The following is a 19,381-nucleotide window of genomic DNA, read 5'->3' as shown; positions in this document are numbered from 1 at the left end:
AGTTTATTTGATGACGTGAGCCTTAACGACTGAATCAATTTCAGTCATTACCAGGTCAATTTCGGAGATATCATTCTCAAGGTGCTCATCAATTAATCGTTGAAGGTGACTAGCAATCTTGATTTCATCTTCTTTTTGCTGGCCTCTGGCAAATCTGATTGAGTTCTGTAGGTGATCCATCGCATGATTAATCGTAACTCTGGCTTCTTCTTTTTTACCTTCTCTGATAAATTGCTCAGAGACTCTCAGTGAAGCAAAGGCCAGAGAATTCATTGCATCAGCAAAAGCTTCATACATTAAATCGTCGTTAATATCTTCCGCTTTGATGTGATTTTCCACAACTTCAAGGTCTAGTATAGCGATTTCAATCGCCTCTGTACTTATGCTGTCGCCATCCTGTTCGAGAAGCTTCATCATCTTAATAGCGTCTTCCAGAAATTTAATAGCAGTCAGTGATTTATGATCTTGCAATGTCCTGTCTGCTGTATTCATAAGTAGATCAGGCTCAGTAGCCAAATCTGTCAAGTTGGGATTCTCCAACTTCATATCTCGCTGAATCTTGAAGAAAGTCACCATAGATCCAATGACGATGGCGGCAAATAGGAAGTAAAAAAAGCCTTTATTGAAGTTCATTTCTGTCCTTTTAATGTATTTAACTACTAAAATATAAAATCAGTTGATTCCTTTCTCAAAAGCAGCATCTACTTTCAATTTTTTTCGTTCAGCGGCCTCTACAGCCAGTTGATCACACCGTTCATTCTCCGGATGCCCTGCATGTCCCTTCACCCATTTGAACTTTACGTCATGTGGAGCGGCCGCTTCTAAGTAGCGCTCCCAAAGGTCGCGATTCTTTTTTCCTTTAAAATCCTTTACCACCCAGCCTTTTAGCCAGCCTTTGGTTACGGAATCCACCACATACTTACTATCCGAAACCACCAACACATTCCAACCAGGCTTTTTTATTGCTTCCAATCCGGCAATAACAGCTAATAACTCCATTCGGTTATTGGTGGTCATCCTAAAGCCATCAGATAATTCCTTTTCCTTCTCACCGTATCGCAATATCGTACCGTATCCACCCGGACCGGGATTGCCTTTTGCAGCACCATCAGTAAACATTGTGATCATGCCAGCAAATGATTTTTGAAGATTTTAATTGCAATAGCCAATAGAACGATACCAAATACTTTCCTCAGGATATTAAAGCCAGCCTGTCCGATTTTGCGCTCAAGCCATCCACAGGTTTTTAAAACGATATATACGAATAGTAAGTTGACTACCACTCCAATAAGAATATTGGCTGTAGAGTATTCAGCTTTTAAAGAAACTAATGTCGTCATAGTACCCGCTCCTGCAATCAAAGGAAATGCAAGTGGTACAATGGAAGCACTTTTTGATTCCTCCGGATCGGACTTGAAAAACTGTAACCCCAGTATCATCTCCATTCCCAACAGAAACATGATGATTGCACCTGCAATCGCAAATGAATTGATATCAATTCCGAATAGTTTGAGTATGCTCTCCCCCAGGAAAAGGAATATAATCATGATCACTCCTGATACAATGGTGGCCTTTTCAGACTGTATATGTCCAAACTTTTTTCTTAAATCAATAATGATAGGAACACTGCCTAAAATGTCTATCACAGAGAAAAGAATGAGTGAAACACTAATAATTTCTTTAAAATTGAACATCGGTTGCCGTATTAGATAATATTTAACACAAAACTAATGTGATAGACAGCCGTAATAGCATAAAAAATTATTCATTTTGCAAATCAATTTTTTAACCACCAGAATTAATCAATTGGCATTGTTTTCGCCTGGATAATTTTTACAAAGGCAAAGACTAAAATTTCAACTCAAAAGGACATGACTAAATCGACATTATTTACACTTCTTGTGTTTGTATCCGCTTTTTCTTTCTCGCAGGAAGGCTGGAACTGGCCGGAAGATCCGAACATGAAAACCCAGGCCATGGAAAAGCAGGCTTATTATAAGCTGCTGATTGCGCAAAGTAAGTATGCGGAAGCAATGGATCCACTTAACTGGCTATACGAAAATAATCCCAATCTGAATCAATCAATATATATAGAGGGTATCGAATCTATTGAAAAGATTTTAAAAAACGTATCAGATAATTCTAGGAAAGAGCGTTTACAGGATTCAATACTATGGATGTTTGATCAGCGTATTGAGCATTTTGATAATGATGCATCCACAATGAACTACAAAACATTCAAAGCATTCCAGATGTATTACAAAAATCCCAAGAAATTTTCGATGCTTTCAGATCTTTTTTCCAAAGCATACGAAATGAATGGCCCTGAGATTCTTATAAGCAACTTAAATACATATATGTTTCTTGCAAAGAATTATCACAACGTTGCTCCCGAGCAAATGACCGCAGAAAAAGTACTTGATATTCATACTTTAATTTCAGAGACAATAGAAATAAAAAAGAAGAATGGCGAAAATGCTGAAAAACTGGATAAGGAGCAGTCTAAAACGGATGCATGGTTAAGCTCTATCCCAGGTATTCTTACATGTGAATTCATTGAGGAAAAACTGGTTCCAAAATTCAGAGCAAACCCCACTGATTTAAATACAGCGAAGAAGATTTATAAATACTCAAGTGAAGCTAAATGCACCGATAAACCATATTTTCTTCAAGCCGTTGAAAGGCTATTCCAAGAACAACCATCTGCTGCTTTAGCCATATCTATTGGCAATAGACACGTTGCCTCTGGTGAGCCTTCAAAAAGTCTTCAATTCTATGAAAAAGGTGAAGAGTTAGCTTCTACTAATGCTGAAAAATACGAAACGCTAATAGGACAGGCTGTTGCACACAGTAAGCTTGGAAACAAATCTCGCTCGCGTGCTATGGCATATGAAGCTTTAAGTGCTAAGCCTGGAAGCAAAGAAGCTTACAATCTGATCGGAAACCTATATTTTACCAGCTTCGATGACTGCAAAGGGGAGCAAAGCCAGGTACAAGACAGAGCGATATTCATTGCTGCCTACGACATGTACAAGAAAGCTGGAAATTCAGCTCAGATGACAGCATCTAAACAGCAATTTCCATCCATTGAAGATATTTTCAATGAAGGAAAGGAAGAAGGCGACCAAATAACGATTGGTTGTTGGATCAACACAACCGTGAGCCTGCAACGACGATAAAAAAAGAGCCGCTTAGTAATCTAAGCGGCTTTTTTCATCAATTCACTTCTTTCAGTATTCGGGTTTTTATGTCCAGGAGCGATTCGTTTTCCGGTTCAATTTTAAGCCCCTTTTTGACAGATGCTAGCGCGTCTTTGTTCTTTCCAAGTGAATTCATGAACCTTGCCAGCGTTTGATGTACCCTGGGTTCCTCTGGGAAAAGCTCAGCATTTAACTCAAATGCAAACTGAGCTTTTGGAATCTGAAATGAAGTCCACAATACATAACCATAGGTGCTCAACTCATACATATTCTCACCAACTCCAAATTCATCAACCAACTTCGGCTTCATCTTTCGAAGTTCCTTCATTGAATATTGATTAAAGTACTTAATGAGCTGCTGTGCAATTGGATAGGCCGTTGGGTATGCTTTGCCGCCAAGAATTGTATTGATATCCTCTTCAAGTGATGCGACAGGTTCTTCTACAATTCTACCTATCTCACCTCCTCCCTGATCGTGGAAGATAAACGTAGGCACACGATGGATATCCATGTCTCTCTCTTCTCTTTCAGGAGCTTGTTTATAGTTTTGAAAGCCAGTGTTTAAGCAAACAATTTTGAGTTTTGACAAGTCGTAATTAGCTGCTTCCAATATTTTCACGAACCGAGGTACTTCCCTCTTGCTGTCACCACACCATGTGCCCATAAATAAGGTGATAGAATCTGCTTTAGATAAATCCATTTCCCTCATATCTATTTGATATTCGTCATAATTCTTTTTGTACCACTCATCGAATGGAGCTTCTGAGAGTCGTTTCAGGCTCACTTCGCCTAGAAGTGTAACACGCCCGTTCGCACCTTCAAAAGAACGATTAATGGGTTGTGAAAATAAGCTGGATGTTGTGAGAAGTAATAAAACTAGTGATAAGGTCTTCATGTGCTTTTTCTTTCAAAAGTGCGGCGAACAAACCAGCAAGGCTGTTAACGAATTCCTAACATTTCTTAATGAGTTGTTAAGCCTGTAGATTTATATCATGAGACTAAAAATCACCTTAATCCTACTACTCGTATGTCAACTCACATTTGGTCAATACATCCTTGTTTTAGGAACCTCCCAGGATGGTGGATTTCCGCACATAGGATGTCAAAACGAATGTCAGAAGGCGCATAAGAATCCTGAGATAGCTCGGTTTGTAACCTCCCTTGCTCTTGTGGATCCCGAAAGCAAACAGTGGTGGCTTTTCGAAGCTACACCTGACATGGATGACCAATTACACTACTTCAGAGAGTTGACAGACGGTGCCTATCCTTATTTACCTTCAGGTATTTTTCTCACACATGCCCACATCGGACATTACACTGGATTGATGACTTTAGGAAAAGAAGCCCTCAGTGCAAAAGGTGTTAAGGTATATGCATTGCCTCGTATGATTGATTTTTTGAAATCCAACGGACCATGGAGTCAATTGATCACACTTGGTAATATTGATCCGATGATTTTATCAAAAAATTTGCCTGTCGAGCTAAGAAGTGATTTGACGGTTGAAGCATTCACCGTCCCGCATCGTGATGAATTTTCAGAAACTGCTGGCTACCGAATCAACAAAAGACGCATGAGTTACTTATTCATTCCTGATATTGACAAATGGAGTAAATGGGACCGTAGCATAGCGGAAATACTTAAAGATCCGCTGATTGAGTACGCTTTTCTGGATGCTACATTTTATTCAGATGGAGAGCTCCCCAATCGCGCTATGAATGAAGTACCTCATCCCTTTGTGACAGAAACCATGGACTTGTTTGAAACCGAATCACGAGCCTTGAAGAGAAAAATTGTATTCATCCATTTCAATCATACGAATCCACTATTATTCAAACAACGTGCAAAAATCAACGTTTTGAAGGAAGGTTATGGAATAGCTGAGCAAGGAAAAAGATATGAGTAATTAACTTGCTCACATCATCGTTGATAGTATAAATGCTATTCTATGAAATTACTTTCAATCATTCTGATCTGGGTGGTTTCTCCACATATTTCAATCGGACAGTATGAAGTGCTCGAAGCAAAAAGAGTCAAAAATCAGCAGGGAGATAAAGTGAAAAAAGGCGATTTTCTTTCCAAAGAAGATGAAATTCAAATTGCTGCAAAAGGTGGCTTAACACTCGATGTTGAATCTGCCATGCATATGAAGCTAGCTCCAGGTGCCTACACCATTGGAGTGGAGAGTGCGCGACATAATGAGTGGTACAATACCCACCTAGAACTTACAAAGCAATTGAAGCAGAAAGGAATGATCATGTGTAAGTTCCGGTATAAAACGTTGGTAGTGCCCGGAAGTGACCGTCACTACGAAGTGGATCGAATCGAATTGAATCAGAAAGGATTGGTAAGGATCAACAGCGACACAGCTGGGCTAACCATTAGCTGGGTCAATCCTAACTATAGATATAAGGGAGGATATCATCTGGTAATCAGGGATTATTACAATAATGGATTTATCGACATTATAGAAACCGATGAAGATACAATCACATTCTATCCTGGAAAATACGGTCATAAGCACATGTATTATAACATCATTGCTGATGACTGTAGAGCTAGCCTTCGCTATAAAATCGAAGTGAATACGCCCAATGCTCGCATTAATAGCGCTACTACTTTTATCAATGATAAAAACTAGTTGATACGCTCAATCTTCGCTCCTAAGGCATTCAATCGCTTATCAATAAATTGGTAGCCTCTATCAATTTGATCAATGTTGTGAATCGTGCTAATTCCCTCTGCTGACATGGCGGCAATCAGCAACGAAACTCCAGCGCGAATATCTGGTGAAGTCATTGTAATGCCTCTCAATGGATAGGCTCGATCCAGGCCAATCACAGTGGCGCGATGTGGATCACAAAGTATGATCTGAGCACCCATATCTATGAGCTTATCTACAAAGAACAAGCGGCTTTCAAACATCTTTTGATGAATCAGTGCTGTCCCTCTGGCTTGAGTAGCAGTAACGAGAATGACACTGAGCAAATCCGGTGTCAATCCCGGCCAGATTGCATCTGCGATGGTAAGAATGGATCCGTCAATGTAAGATTCTATTTCATAGTGATCCTGAGCCGGAATATGAATATCATCTCCTCTAAAATCCATCTTTATGCCCAACCGCCTGAATGTGTCAGGAATAATTCCTAACTCTTTGATTTGTGCATCTTTTATTGTGAGTTCGGAGCCTGTCATTGCTGCCATGCCAATGAAGCTACCTACTTCAATCATATCTGGAAGCATCGTATGTTCTGTACCTCCGAGCGTCTTTACACCTTCAATTTTCAATAAATTAGAACCTATACCATCAATAGTGGCACCCATACGCACCAACATTTTACATAACTGCTGAATATATGGCTCACAAGCTGCATTGTATATAGTCGTCAGGCCTTCGGCCATCACGGCTGCCATGATAATGTTTGCAGTTCCGGTAACTGACGCTTCATCCAGAAGCATGTAAGCACCTTTAAGATTTGTACCGTCAACGGTATAAAATGATGTTTTTGGGTCGTAGTTAAATTTTGCTCCAAGTTTCTGAAAGCCAACAAAGTGGGTATCTAATCTCCTTCGACCGATCTTATCGCCTCCTGGTTTCGGCATGCGACCTGTACCGAATCGAGCCAATAGTGGACCAAGTATCATTATTGAGCCACGAAGTGCCGAGGCTTTTTCCTTGAAATCTTGCGTATTCAGAAAATCCAGGTTGACATTTGCTGCTTTAAAAGCAAAGGATTCATCTCCACGTTTGGACACTTCGACACCCAAGTCTGCGAGTAAATCGATCAGCTTCAATACATCTCGTATCTGAGGAATCTTATTGATGATCACTTCTTGATCCGTCAATAATACTGCTGAAATGATTTGAAGCGCTTCGTTTTTTGCTCCCTGAGGGATGATTTCACCGTTGAGCTGGTGACCGCCTTCTACGCGAAAAGATGACATTCTTTCGTGATTAGTTAATTAGTGAATTAGAAATAACAAATAAAGAGTTACCGAGCTAATTCACCAATCAACTATTCAACTATTTCACTAAAAGTGAATTAATTTCTTCTACGATTGTTACTTCTTCCGCCTTGGTTATGGTTACGGCGACCTTGGCCTTTACCTCCCTGATTGTTGCGGCGACCCTTGTTGTTGTTGTTGTTATTATTTCGTCTTCCAGAAGGTTTTTTATCAGAGTCAAAAAGACCTAGCTCTTTCACTGTTTCGATATTGATGTCCAGTTGATCTTTTGACATCTTCTTGATGTTCTTAAGGATCTGTTCATCTTCGATGCTTTCTTTGTTCCAGGTTTGGAAAAAGCTTTTCATCAACCTTCCAATCGCAACTATGGCACCTTCTTTTTCCTTTGGATCTTCCATTGCCACGGCCTGATCAATTAAAAGCTCTACGCTTCTTCCATAGTGACGGAACTTAATCTCGTTGGAGTAGTACTTAAGTCTCTCCGGCTTGCGATCGAGTACCGATGGATCAGGCTTTGGGAAAGGCCCTTCTATCTCCAGTTCAAAGTTTGAAATGATATGAAGGTCATCCCATATTTTTTGGTCTGTCTCATTATCGCTACCCAAATCAGGATTGATCAACTTCATTAGCTCTACCAGCGTAGCAGCTTTCTTGCTTCTCTCCTCTTGATCCTTGATTGTTTTTAAGTGTGCTACCAGGTTCTGCACATTCCTTCCATACTCTCTCAATTTCAAATGAGCACGTTGAGTATTGTATTCCAATGATGTATTCATAATAATATTATGCCTCAAAAATAGGCAATTCAGTAATAGATTAAAGCATTCCTCCCATCAATCCACCCATAAGGGCAAATAGTATGATCAGAATGTAAAGGGATAACATGATAATGGTAAAAACCCCCATGAATAAAAACAACCTCCGCAGATTATTGTATGCCTCCGAACATTGCACTTGATTTTGCTCTCTGATACCTCGCTGCACTTGATTGCTGAATCGGAGTAGGTAAAGTGATGGGAATATATAAATGAGTGAGATCAGTATATATATAAGACCAAATGCCCCAGGAGCAAATGGCAACTCGTTATATAATGAGCCACTCCCCATCATTACAAGTCCGGCCAAAATCATAAATCCACTCATTACGAAACCGACTATGGACAAAAACTTTCCCCATTTAGCTGTCTCCAGAAAGTTCTTCTGATCGGATTTTGATAACACTAATTCATTTTCTTCCATGTACTATTTTTTATTGGTTGCTATGCATTTCAATTCAATGGCAATTGGAGTTGGCAATGAACTGATTTCCACCGTCGTTCGACAAGGCTGATTGTCTTTAAAGTACTCTGCATAGATCTTATTGTAAGTTTTGAAGTCATCTTTCATATTGGTGAGAAACACAGTCACATCGATCAAATCCTCCCATGAAGCTCCGGATGCTTCCAGAATAAGCTTTACATTTTTAAAAACTGAGTGACATTGTTCTGCAATATCATAACTCACAATATTACCCTGATCATCAAGCTCTACGCCGGGAATTTTCTTAGTGCCCCGTTCTCTTGGGCCCACACCTGAGAGGAACAGTAGATCGCCAACCTGTCTGGCGTGTGGATATAAACCAACTGGTTCTGGTGCTTTATCGGAATCAAATTTTGTACTCGACATACGTTTTTAAGCTTGAATTCTGGACTACTTATTCATTAAATCTTCAATTTCCTCTGCTTCTATCGGAATGTTCTTCATTAAGTTGACATGCCCGCTTTCGGTGATAACAATATCATCTTCTAGTCTGATTCCAATGTTTTCTTCTGGAATATAAATACCTGGCTCCACTGTGAAAACCATTCCTGGTTCGAACACTTTATAGATAGATGCTATGTCGTGTACATCCAAACCTATGTGATGTGAAGTACCGTGCATGAAGTACTTTTTATAAGCAGGCCAATCTGGACTTTCGCTTTTAATATCTGTCTTATCGATTAAACCCAAATCCAACAATTCTTTCTCCATCAGTTTGCCAACCTCGGCATGATATTCCGGTATTCTATTTCCTGGCTTTAGCAGATCTGTCGCCCCATTTTTCACTCGCAACACCGCATCATATACTTTACGTTGACGATCGGTAAACTTCCCTCCCACGGGGATGGTGCGAGTCATATCTGAATTATAATTCCCATATTCAGCACCTACATCCATCAACAGCACGTCACCATCTTTCAGTTCCTGATTGTTCTCAATGTAATGGAGCACGCAAGAGTTTCCTCCTCCACCAATTATTGGTGTATATGCGAATCCTTTTGATCGATTTCTGACAAACTCATGCAAGTACTCAGCTTCTACTTCGTATTCCATCACTCCAGGCTTCACAAAGTCAAGCACTCGTCTGAAGCCTTTTTCTGTGATACTGCACGCATGCCTTAGAACGTCAATTTCAAATTGAGATTTAATACATCTTAAATCTTGGAGGATTGGGAACAATCGTTCGTATTCATAGAGTGGATATAGTTCCTTGCACTCCTTCACAAAGCGTGCATTGCGTGTTTCCACCTCGCTTGCATTCCGAATGTGTTCATTGCTGTCGAGATAAATGTGATCGCATTCTGCCAAAACAGTATAAAAAGTCTTTTCAAACTCAGAGGTCCACTTTACATTTTGAATTCCTGAGGTAGCGGTTCCTTCGTCTTTGGTCAGCTTATGCCCTTCCCAAACTGCTATCTCCTCATTTGTTTCTCTTACAAACAAAATTTCTCTCATTTTTTCATCTGGGAAATCGGGTGCAATGAGTACAATTGATTCTTCCTGATCAACCCCGCTCAGCCAGAAAAGGTTAGCATTCTGGACAAATTTCATCGTCCCGTCAGCATTGGTGGGCATGACGTCATTGGCATGAACAATGGCCACAGATCGCGGCTTCATACGTTTGGCAAGCTTTTCGCGATTCTGAATAAATAGTTGGTTATTAATCGGATCGTATCGCATGATGTTATCTTAGTTCTGATTTAAGAAATCTTCAATTATGAGGTGGCTAAAATTAGCATTTCTTTTTCTCTCTGTTCCGTTATTCGGTCAGCAATTAGGCTTTGCGCTCGAGCAAATCGGTGGTCAGGCAATTATTGATGCCGGACTCACGGGAAAGGGTGTGAAAATCGGAATTATTGACGGTGGATTTCTGCGAGCTAACAACAACGAATCACTGCGTCATATATTTGAAAATAACCAGATTGCTGAGTATAAAGACTATTTAAATCCTGATGCTGAAGATTTCGCAGGCAGCGCGGCTTTCGACGATGTGCATGGTACTGAGGTTTGGGAATTGATAGGAGGACTAAACGCCGACAGAAGGGTGCAATACGGGCTAGCAACCGGTGCTACCTACTACCTGGCACGTACAGATCATGGTGGGTATGAACGCAGGGAAGAGGAACAATTTGCCATTGAAGCGATGGAATGGATGGCCAAAGAAGGTGTTCAAATCATCAATATATCATTGGGTTACAACTTTGGATTCAGTGACAAGCGTGAAAACTACCAGCCCAAACAGATCGACGGCAAGAGCACCTTACTGACACAAGCTATTAATCACCTTTCTGAAGAGTACGACATCTTATTTGTGGTAGCTGCGGGAAACGATGGAGATAATAAATGGAAAATTCTTGGTTCGCCCGGGGATGCTGAAAACGCGCTCACCGTGGGAGCCACCAAACTAAAAGTGTGGGACGGCATGAAATACAGCTCTAAAGGCCCTGAGTGGCTAGATTATGTGAAACCAGAGATTTCGTGCTTCTCTTCTCTTGGCACTTCATTCTCAGCTCCAATTATTACCGGACTTGCAGCTTGTCTCCTGGAGAGGGATTCTTCTGCTACAGCTCACCAATTAAAAAGTGCCATCATTAACTCCGGCAACCTGATCCAACCTAATAATTTCATCGGGCATGGTGTTCCAAACGCCGAACTAGCTCTTGAATATTTGAAGGGCGCTGAAATTCTCTGGGACAAGAAAAGAAGCGCAGAAAAGAACTACGTTTTGGAATTAAAAAAGCCTTCGATTTATATCACAGTGTATCACAAAAAAGGCTGGAGGGTGGTCAAGAAAGAAGTAATCAGAACGGACAAAACCAAAATAAAAATCAAACGGAAAGAAGATGCTGATACAAGCACGATAATATCGGAAGAAGGGAGCTTGGAGGTGATTTGGGAGTATTAATTTAATTTCTTCATTAACACCAACGATGGTAGCACCTCATCTCCCACATGAATATCTTCTCCTTTCCCCAACATTTCAAATCCAAGCTTCTTATAAAATCGCTGCGCTCGTTGATTGAGCTTTGAGACACTCAACCATATATGTGTTTTACCAGCATCCTTAAGTTGATCAAAAACTTCATCCATTATTCGATGTGCAAGTCTAGAGCCATATTCTGAGGGTAAGAGATACAAATGTTTTAATTCCATTGCGTCCAACTCCGCTTTTAGTGGACATCTACGATTGTTGACAATAGATATTCCGACTGTCTGCTGATCCCTTTTGGCCTTTAGACATTCATAGTTCTTGCAGGTAAGAATCCTCGTCGCCTCCTCTATCGTATAGCTGATGGAAAAGTATGCCTGAATATTTTCTTCTGAGTGAATGTCTGAATAAGCTGCCAGAAAGCTCTTCTTCCAGAATTGAACCAGCGCTTCTGCAAAATCAATATCCGCGATTTCAAATTCAATCATATTGATCTTAAGCTAAATAAGAATTACTAATCCACAATTGTCCATTATCCATTTTGCACTTCGTCTCTAGGGAAATATTTAACTTAACTAAAACTCTAAAACACTATGAAAAAGTATTTGTACGTATTTCGCGGCGGTGACGCTGGCTATGAAAACCAATCACCTGAACAGATGCAAGCGCATATGCAACGATGGGGCGAATGGATGGCTAAGGTGCAAGCTGAAGGATATCCATTGCAGCAAGAAGGCAAAGTGGTAGGGTCCGGTGGAAAAATCGTTACAGATGGGCCATTTACTGAAGGGAAAGAAATCGTAGGTGGCTATGTTCACTTGGATGCAAAAGACATGGATCACGCTGTAGAATTATCCAAGGATTGCCCAATCTTTGAATTCGGAGGAACTACCGAAGTACGGGAGATTATCACAGATATGGGAGTTTAAATTTTTCACACGTCATTCCTGCGAATGCAGAAATCTTACAGCATCATATAAGATTCCTAAACTCATTATCATTCGTCAGGAATGACAACTTTAAGGTATGCAGACCTCACAGCTTGTGGATCATTTCTTTCGTACAGAATATGGTAAGGCGGTATCACATCTCACCAGCAAATATGGTGCGTCCAATCTTGAATTGGCCGAGGATAGTGTACAGGAAGCCTTAATCAAGGCTATGCAAACCTGGCCCTACTCTCAAATTCCGGACAATCCCACCGGATGGATTTTTCGAGTAGCCAGAAACAAAATGATCGACCAGCTAAGACGTGATCAAAAAACGGATAATCAGGAAGTACCGGAGCGTGTAGTAGAAATGAATGAAGACTTATCCTCAGAATCGATCAACGACGACCTGGTGCGCATGATGTTTGCCTGCTGTCACCCTTCACTTAGCCAAGAATATCAGATTATTCTGACTTTAAAAATTCTAGGTGGGCTTTCGATTCGAGAAATATCAAGTTCATTGCTTAAGAAAGAGGAGACAGTGGCCAAAGCTTATACGCGAGCCAAGAAAAAATTTAAGAAGGATGAAATAAAATTGATCCTGCCACCTGCGCATGAAATTGAGAACCGGCTCGACATGGTTCTTAAGATTATTTATCTGCTTTTCAATGAAGGATATAAATCTGCAGAAGGTGAAACCCTGATGCGGATGGAGCTATGTGAAGATGCAATCAGACTGAATCGTGTGCTTATAGAAAGTGAGATTTGCAATACCCCTGCAGCCAACGCATTGATTGCACTAATGCTTTTCCATTCTTCGCGATTTGCAGCTCGAACGGATAAGCAAGGCCATGTGATCACGCTCGAAGAACAAGATCGATCCAAATGGAATCAGGAGTTGATTCAACAAGGGCTGATCTATCTGGATCGTGCTTCTCAAGAAGATTCAATAAATGAGTATCTCATCCAGGCGGCCATTAGCGCTACTCATTGCCGTGCAAAGACTTTCCAGGAAACAGACTGGAAAAACATCCTTGCATTGTATGATTTACAACTGCAGGTTTCCCCAAGTCCCATTGTCGAACTTAACCGTGTGGTTGCTTTAGAAAAGGTGCATGGATCCCTATTAGGCGTCAAAGAAATTGAGCGCTTAGAAGCCACACAGTTCTTTGATGAGTACTACCTTTTCTATGCTATCAAAAGTGAAATGCTTCACAAACTAGGGAATATGGATGACGCGAAGAATGCCCTTGAAAAGGCTATAGAGCTCACGAAGAATGAAAAGGAAAGAGCTTATCTTAGTGACAAGTTATCCGAGTTAAGAAAATCATGAACGAAAAGTTAATCATTGGCGTACTGCGTTTAATCTTTCTAATTATAGCCGCATCGTACTTATTCTATCTTGGTCAGACCTATAAAGAACTTGACGTAATAATGATGGCCCTTTTACTTACATGCTTTGTCTCGGATTTCACTAAGGTCATTAAAGAAATTACCGGATCGAGTAGATCTAAAAGTCAATAATCCAATTTGACGTAATTCACCTTCACAACTGATCCTAATCAGTATTCCAAATTAAATCCTTCATGAACTTGCACGAAAGTCAAGAACTCATGCAAAAGCTATGTCTAATTCTCCTCGTATTGATTGTATCAGGATGTGCAGTCAAAGTGAAAACCTATCAAAAGCCCGATCAATCATTTGATGCTTATAAAACCTGGTGCTGGCTGGAGGGATGTGAAGTCACTTACCAAGGGCCAGATTACCTATATGATCAGCGTGTGGTAGATGAGATATCCAATGCAGTCGCTTACAATATGTATCAAAAAGGCTATGAACAGAGCGATGAAACTTCTGATCTGATGTTGAATTTTTTCATGATAGTAGAAGAAGACTCTGCAGAAGTTGCAGACAACTATGATGGATTGATGCCAGAAATTGGTTGGATTGGCAACTTGTATCCCGAATATGAGAAGTTTCTTAAAGGCAGCTTGATTATTGATGTGATCGATCGTGAGAAATCAGAAGTAATCTGGCGTTCCAATGCCGTCCGATACATGGAATTATATCCCGTCTACGACAAAGCTGAGATCTGGAGCGCTGTTGAAAAAGCGATGAAAAAACTGTCTGTGGTTGCAGAACCAAAATAAGTAGCAACAACCTTAAACTGACAACTTAATCCTACCTTTGCGCTTCAATGAGCAAGAAGGAATACGAGCTGATCGAACTACCCAATGGCATTCGGGTCATCCACAAAGAAGTAAATCATACCAAAATCGCCCACGTGGGGATTATGTTGGATATGGGAAGCCGAGACGAATCGTCAGATGAGCAAGGACTTGCCCATTTTCTGGAACACATGGTCTTCAAAGGAACCACCAAGCGCAGCTCCTACCACATTATCAACCGCTTGGAATCATTGGGTGGCGAGTTAAATGCCTACACAACCAAAGAAAAAATCTGTTTCTATGCTTCGCTGCTAGATATCCACCTGGACAAAGCGGTAGAGCTACTATGCGACATCACCTTCAATTCTACCTTCCCAGAAAAGCAGATTGAAAAGGAACGCACTGTCATCTTGGAAGAGATGAGCATGTATCGTGATACTCCGGAGGATTCCATACAGGATGAGTTTGATGAACTTCTGTTCCCCAATCACCCATTAGGAAGAAACATTCTGGGAACCGAGCAAACAGTAAAATCTTTTCAAAAGGGAGATTTTCGCGCCTTTCTTGATCGCAATCTCAATACCGAAAAGATCATCCTATCGAGTGTTGGAAATTACTCTGCCAAGAAGATTCAACGTTTAGCGACGAAATATTTAAAAGACATCCCGCACAAAAATCACACGCTAGACCGAAAGTGGTTTTCAGGATACACACCTTCCAGAAAAGAAGTTAAGAAGCCGATTACACAAGCCCACTTCGCGATGGGTATGCCTTCCTTGAGTATCCAAGATCCCAATCGCATTCCATTTTTCTTTCTGGTAAACCTACTAGGAGGGCCGAGTATGAGTTCACGCTTAAACCTCAGCCTTCGAGAAAAACATGGATTAGTATACGGAGTAGATGCAAGCTACGCGCCGTACTTTGAGGTCGGACAGTTTGCTATATACTTCGCCACCGATCCCAAAAACATCAAGAAAAGCCAGCGAATTATTCTCAGGGAGATCGAAGCATTAAAAAATAAACCTCTTGGCAACATGCAGTTGCACAAAGCTAAGAATCAAATCAAGGGACAAATGGCTCTTTCAGAGGAAAACAAAAATGCTATTATGCTGATGATGGCCAAGAGTCAATTGGATTTGAATAAGGTTCCGGATATCAATAGTGTCTTTGAAAAGATCGATGGAATTACCTCCAATCACATTCAGGAATTAGCTACACAATATTTACCCTCCGATCAGATGAGTGCTTTGACTTATCTGCCAGAATAATTCTATCTTTACATACATGGAATTTTTACCTGACGATCTTCAGAAATATGTGGAAGATCACTCCGAGCCTGAATCTGGTTTGCTCCAGCAAATCAACAGGGAAACTCACCTCCATGTATTGAAGCCTCGCATGCTTTCCGGTCATCTTCAAGGACGCGTATTATCTATGCTTTCGCACATGATACGACCAAGTAATATCCTGGAGATTGGAACCTACACCGGCTATGCAGCACTGTGTTTGGCAGAAGGTCTGCAATCCGATGGAAAATTGATCACCATTGACAACAATGAAGAGTTGTCGGTGCGAACGAAGCAATACTTTGCTCAATCAGACTATTCCGAACAAATAGAAATGAAAGTAGGCAATGCGATGGACATTATTCCAACATTGCAATCATCCTGGGATCTTGTCTTTATCGATGCGGACAAAGAGAATTATGTAAGCTATTTTGATCTGGTAATTGACCAAGTGAAGACCGGAGGATTTATCATTGCCGATAATGTGCTATGGAGTGGCAAAGTGTTTGATAAGTCTAAGAATGACAAGGCCACTGAGTCGATACGTTCATTCAATCAAAAAGCGAATACCGATTCCAGGGTACAAAACGTTTTATTTCCCATCCGTGATGGGTTGATGATATTGCGAAAGATATGAAGAAAGGTTTTAGCTATAAGGTTCAAGTTTCAGGCTGGGTACTATTCCTAATGGTTAACCTCACCGCATTTTCTCAGACGGTACCTCGCGAGATGATGATTGGTGATGTGAAGCTTACTATCAATGAATCCGCTCGTAGGCAAATTCAGAAGGATGTGGATCGATTGACCAAGAGTCAGACCTATTTCGGCATTCTGGTCGATCGTATGAATCTCTATTTTCCTTACATCGAAAGGGAGCACAAAAAAGCAGGCATTCCGGATGAAATCAAGTTCCTGGCAATACAGGAAAGTGCATTGATTTCAGATGCGGTCTCTTCAGCCAATGCCGTTGGATTCTGGCAATTCAAAGACTTTACAGGCAGGGAAGTAGGGCTAGTGGTAGATCGAAAAGTAGATGAAAGACTCAATATTGTTTCCGCTTCTCGTGGCTCAGGTAAGTATTTCAACTCAAACAATTTCTATTTTGACAACTGGGCCTATGCAGTCATTGCTTATCAGGCCGGTGCCGGTGGAGCGAAAAACCATACAGATAAATCAAACTACGGAAAGAAGAAATTAACCATCACTACGAATACCTATTGGTACCTGAAGAAGTTCATTGCCCATGTAGTTGCGTTTACTCCTTCCGTTGGACTTCCCCATTCAGAAGGTATTTGGCTTGACGAAATCACCAATACAGGAGGCAAATCGTTGGAACAAATTGCTCGTCAAGAGAAAGTGGATCCGGAGGAACTGAAAAAATACAACAAGTGGCTGTTACGTGGGTCTGTGCCTTCTGACAAAACCTACTCGGTAATGATTCCTAGAAAGGGCACTCCTCCTAAACGACTTGTGGCGGAAAACTCAAACAAGAGAAGCAAGATTTCTGAACCTCAATCCAAGATTTACCCTTCTGAATTAACACCCGGGATAACTGAAGCGAACAAATCCACTATCATCCCACTCAATGGCATTCCATCTATTTTAGCTAGAAATAGTGACGATGTACACAGCTTATCGGCACGGGCCGGTGTTTCAGAAAAGAAATTTAGGAAGTACAATGACATGGGAGAGACAGATAAGATCATTGCCAATGAGTTTTACTACATCAAAAAGAAAAAGGGAAAAGCTAAGATTGGATTCCATGTTACCAAATCGGATGAAAGCCTCTGGGAGATATCTCAGCAATACGGCATCAAACTGAGCAAGCTCGCCAGCAGAAATCGCATGAGCGTCATTGATGAATTAAAGCCCGGAAGAGTGCTTTGGATGGACAGAACCCGACCTACCAGTGAGCCGATAGCTTATCACAAACTGACCAGCCCTGTGATCACCAAACCTGTGGCTAAACCTACCGCTTCTACCAATTCAGTAGAAGATGCAGTCATTACGAAAGAATCCGTCGAGGAGCCTCTGGACGAAGAAGTTATTGAAGAAGAAGTTGCACCAATCGTAGTGCCTGAAGTGGATATGAAGGAAGAACGACTCAGAAAGGTAAAAATTCATACGGTGGCTTCCGGAGAATCATTGTGGGGAATTTCTCAATTGTATGAGGTAAAAATGGATGATCTGCTGCGATGGAATGAGCTTCCAAATCCAGATGCTCTCAAGATCAGCCAAAATATTTTGGTTAAAGCGCCTATCGAGGAAGCCTCGGCTGGTAAGAATATTATTGAACATACAGTACAACCTGGGGAGACACTTTACGCTATCTCTCGTAAGTACGACATGACTGTCGATGAGGTGATGGACCTAAACGGCATGAAGACATTTGATTTGAATGTCGGACAGGACTTGAAGGTTTATGGAGAGCAATAGAATTTAGTATTAATCAAATCCTAATAATTCTTCTCAAAAGGTATTTTTAGATCATTGGCAATTCTTTTCAATGCCTCCATATCACGTTGATCATTTCGATTACATGAAATGAGGATATTATTATCTCCATCTTGAATGTAGGCTTTGTAGAAATACATCTTCACGTTGGCAGAGCTTCCTCTTGAATTTACTGTTTGCGAAACTCTGACCTCTTTCATGAACACCTGAGATGGATTGTCAATACTTGTAATTTCTCTACCTGATTTAACCGTCCGGGAAGTTGTATCTACCATGATCCGTTTACCACGTAATTGAAGCCAAATAAGACCTGCTCCAAGTAAAATAAAAATCAAGCCACCAGGAATAGGTCCTACAAATAGGGTAATCACTCCGACGATTACCATTATCCAACCAAGCGAAGACACGATCTGCATATTGTTTTCAAAGTGCCGTAATCGATAAATCATACTGTAGAATTAAATGAGAACTAATAATCAAAATCCAATCCCAATCGATCTTTTAAATCTTTTAAATCCGGATTTTGTTTGACCATGTAATCGAAGATGTCGGTGCTGGTATAAAGCTTTTTCTCGTCCTTGATCTCAGCGATCTCCGTACGGATCACGATGTGATCATTTTCAAGCTCAGCTCTGAAGTATTGAACCAATTCAGTATCAAATTTCTCCAAAAAGGAGACTTCCAGCTGACTGCCCAGCATAATGATGAAACTGTGATTATCGCCCTTTTTCACTGACTTACTCAGCACCAGTCGCTCTGTATCTCCGGCATCTGTTTTTTGATCGGCAAAAGCTTTCCAAACACGCTGGAGATCATCATCCGAATACTCCGTTTCCTTTTTATCAATTACCGGTGAGGCTTCTTCAGTTTGTTCTTTGGATTTCTTTTTTCCAAAAATACTGGGTGTCTCTTTTGGCTTGTCAGAAGTAGAAGGTTTTAGAACCGGACTTGGTTTGGGTTTTGATGGCTCTGATTGGTCAGTTCCTTTATTTGAAGCTGACTGGGGTTCTTCTGTGGGTGGCGGAGGTATGTCATCCTGCACAGGACCTGGTGCTTCCACCGCCTCTTCTTTAGGCAACACAGCCTTTGGAGTTTGATCAGGCTTCACTTTAAGCTGTCCCGGATCTTTGTCATTTTGAGGTTCAGTCCTATCGC

General features: G+C 40.9%; 22 protein-coding genes. 10 read left to right on the top strand and 12 right to left on the bottom strand.

Annotation, left to right across the window (positions count from 1 at the left end; all coding sequences use genetic code 11):
* Positions 1-3: 3 nt before the first annotated feature.
* The 3 genes from ACL8WY_RS14540 to ACL8WY_RS14530 are packed head-to-tail and all read right to left on the bottom strand — an operon-like array spanning position 4 to position 1,694.
* Entirely contained in the window at positions 4-633 is a 630-nt protein-coding gene (locus ACL8WY_RS14540; RefSeq protein WP_436515479.1) for a hypothetical protein, read from the bottom strand.
* A 39-nt stretch (positions 634-672) separates the two neighbouring features.
* A complete protein-coding gene (rnhA, locus tag ACL8WY_RS14535; protein WP_436515478.1) occupies positions 673-1,128 on the bottom strand; it encodes a ribonuclease HI in 456 nt (151 codons plus the stop codon).
* Positions 1,125-1,694, bottom strand: coding sequence for a MarC family protein (locus ACL8WY_RS14530; protein WP_436515477.1), 570 nt, complete (start codon positions 1,692-1,694; stop codon positions 1,125-1,127). The genes rnhA and ACL8WY_RS14530 overlap by 4 nt, the downstream gene beginning before the upstream one ends.
* 177 nt (positions 1,695-1,871) lie before the next feature.
* On the opposite strand from ACL8WY_RS14530, the gene ACL8WY_RS14525 reads away from it, so the two are divergent.
* Complete coding sequence (locus ACL8WY_RS14525) at positions 1,872-3,179, top strand: hypothetical protein (protein WP_436515476.1); 1,308 nt, start codon at positions 1,872-1,874, stop codon at positions 3,177-3,179.
* 37 nt (positions 3,180-3,216) lie between these two features.
* Here ACL8WY_RS14525 and ACL8WY_RS14520 read toward each other — a convergent pair whose 3' ends face one another.
* Positions 3,217-4,095: a hypothetical protein gene (locus ACL8WY_RS14520; RefSeq protein ID WP_436515475.1), complete on the bottom strand. Its 879-nt coding sequence runs from the start codon at positions 4,093-4,095 to the stop codon at positions 3,217-3,219.
* A gap of 97 nt (positions 4,096-4,192) precedes the next feature.
* Here ACL8WY_RS14520 and ACL8WY_RS14515 point away from each other — a divergent pair, with 97 nt between their 5' ends.
* Together ACL8WY_RS14515 and ACL8WY_RS14510 are read left to right on the top strand one after the other, a co-directional pair.
* Positions 4,193-5,104: an MBL fold metallo-hydrolase gene (locus tag ACL8WY_RS14515; protein ID WP_436515474.1), complete on the top strand. Its 912-nt coding sequence runs from the start codon at positions 4,193-4,195 to the stop codon at positions 5,102-5,104.
* A 42-nt stretch (positions 5,105-5,146) separates the two neighbouring features.
* The gene (locus ACL8WY_RS14510) at positions 5,147-5,839 is read left to right on the top strand and encodes a hypothetical protein (RefSeq protein ID WP_436515473.1); all 693 of its coding nucleotides are present in this window, start codon (positions 5,147-5,149) and stop codon (positions 5,837-5,839) included.
* Here the strand turns inward: ACL8WY_RS14510 and murA are convergent.
* The 5 genes from murA to ACL8WY_RS14485 all read right to left on the bottom strand — a co-directional run bounded on the left by murA (position 5,836) and on the right by ACL8WY_RS14485 (position 10,140).
* On the bottom strand, positions 5,836-7,143 hold the full coding sequence (gene murA, locus ACL8WY_RS14505; protein ID WP_436515472.1) for a UDP-N-acetylglucosamine 1-carboxyvinyltransferase: 1,308 nt from the start codon (positions 7,141-7,143) through the stop codon (positions 5,836-5,838). The two genes, ACL8WY_RS14510 and murA, sit on opposite strands and share 4 nt — an antisense overlap.
* A gap of 98 nt (positions 7,144-7,241) precedes the next feature.
* Positions 7,242-7,937, bottom strand: a complete 696-nt coding sequence (locus ACL8WY_RS14500) for a DUF4290 domain-containing protein (RefSeq protein ID WP_436515471.1) — start codon at positions 7,935-7,937, stop codon at positions 7,242-7,244.
* Positions 7,938-7,977: 40 nt separating this feature from the next.
* Entirely contained in the window at positions 7,978-8,400 is a 423-nt protein-coding gene (locus ACL8WY_RS14495; protein ID WP_436515470.1) for a hypothetical protein, read from the bottom strand.
* Between the two features lie 3 nt (positions 8,401-8,403).
* A complete protein-coding gene (locus ACL8WY_RS14490) occupies positions 8,404-8,826 on the bottom strand; it encodes a RidA family protein (RefSeq protein WP_436515469.1) in 423 nt (140 codons plus the stop codon).
* A gap of 24 nt (positions 8,827-8,850) precedes the next feature.
* Positions 8,851-10,140, bottom strand: a complete 1,290-nt coding sequence (locus ACL8WY_RS14485) for an aminopeptidase P family protein (RefSeq protein WP_436515468.1) — start codon at positions 10,138-10,140, stop codon at positions 8,851-8,853.
* A 37-nt stretch (positions 10,141-10,177) separates the two neighbouring features.
* Here ACL8WY_RS14485 and ACL8WY_RS14480 point away from each other — a divergent pair, with 37 nt between their 5' ends.
* Entirely contained in the window at positions 10,178-11,365 is a 1,188-nt protein-coding gene (locus tag ACL8WY_RS14480) for a S8 family serine peptidase (protein WP_436515467.1), read from the top strand.
* Here ACL8WY_RS14480 and ACL8WY_RS14475 read toward each other — a convergent pair.
* The gene (locus ACL8WY_RS14475; protein ID WP_436515466.1) at positions 11,362-11,877 is read right to left on the bottom strand and encodes a GNAT family N-acetyltransferase; all 516 of its coding nucleotides are present in this window, start codon (positions 11,875-11,877) and stop codon (positions 11,362-11,364) included. The genes ACL8WY_RS14480 and ACL8WY_RS14475 overlap by 4 nt on opposite strands.
* Before the next feature lie 105 nt (positions 11,878-11,982).
* Between ACL8WY_RS14475 and ACL8WY_RS14470 the strand changes: the two genes are divergently transcribed.
* The 6 genes from ACL8WY_RS14470 to ACL8WY_RS14445 all read left to right on the top strand — a co-directional run bounded on the left by ACL8WY_RS14470 (position 11,983) and on the right by ACL8WY_RS14445 (position 18,208).
* Positions 11,983-12,318 carry a YciI family protein gene (locus tag ACL8WY_RS14470; RefSeq protein ID WP_436515465.1) on the top strand — a complete coding sequence of 112 codons (336 nt, stop codon included), beginning with the start codon at positions 11,983-11,985 and terminating at the stop codon, positions 12,316-12,318.
* Between the two features lie 97 nt (positions 12,319-12,415).
* Complete coding sequence (locus ACL8WY_RS14465) at positions 12,416-13,651, top strand: RNA polymerase sigma factor (protein WP_436515464.1); 1,236 nt, start codon at positions 12,416-12,418, stop codon at positions 13,649-13,651.
* 253 nt (positions 13,652-13,904) lie between these two features.
* Positions 13,905-14,468, top strand: coding sequence for a DUF4136 domain-containing protein (locus ACL8WY_RS14460; RefSeq protein WP_436515463.1), 564 nt, complete (start codon positions 13,905-13,907; stop codon positions 14,466-14,468).
* Between the two features lie 47 nt (positions 14,469-14,515).
* Positions 14,516-15,754: a M16 family metallopeptidase gene (locus tag ACL8WY_RS14455; protein ID WP_436515462.1), complete on the top strand. Its 1,239-nt coding sequence runs from the start codon at positions 14,516-14,518 to the stop codon at positions 15,752-15,754.
* A 16-nt stretch (positions 15,755-15,770) separates the two neighbouring features.
* On the top strand, positions 15,771-16,409 hold the full coding sequence (locus ACL8WY_RS14450; RefSeq protein ID WP_436515461.1) for an O-methyltransferase: 639 nt from the start codon (positions 15,771-15,773) through the stop codon (positions 16,407-16,409).
* Positions 16,406-18,208: a LysM peptidoglycan-binding domain-containing protein gene (locus tag ACL8WY_RS14445; protein ID WP_436515460.1), complete on the top strand. Its 1,803-nt coding sequence runs from the start codon at positions 16,406-16,408 to the stop codon at positions 18,206-18,208. The genes ACL8WY_RS14450 and ACL8WY_RS14445 overlap by 4 nt, the downstream gene beginning before the upstream one ends.
* Positions 18,209-18,228: 20 nt before the next feature.
* On the opposite strand, the gene ACL8WY_RS14440 is transcribed toward ACL8WY_RS14445, so the two are convergent.
* Positions 18,229-18,675: a hypothetical protein gene (locus ACL8WY_RS14440; RefSeq protein WP_436515459.1), complete on the bottom strand. Its 447-nt coding sequence runs from the start codon at positions 18,673-18,675 to the stop codon at positions 18,229-18,231.
* 20 nt (positions 18,676-18,695) lie between these two features.
* Positions 18,696-19,334, bottom strand: coding sequence for a hypothetical protein (locus ACL8WY_RS14435; RefSeq protein ID WP_436515458.1), 639 nt, complete (start codon positions 19,332-19,334; stop codon positions 18,696-18,698).
* Positions 19,335-19,381 lie beyond the last annotated feature (47 nt).

This window comes from Ekhidna algicida (assembly GCF_051379705.1).
In the GTDB taxonomy this organism is placed as follows: domain Bacteria; phylum Bacteroidota; class Bacteroidia; order Cytophagales; family Cyclobacteriaceae; genus Ekhidna.
The sequence above is the reverse complement of the archived record's forward strand: the minus strand, read 5'-3'. Positions and strand labels throughout refer to the sequence as shown.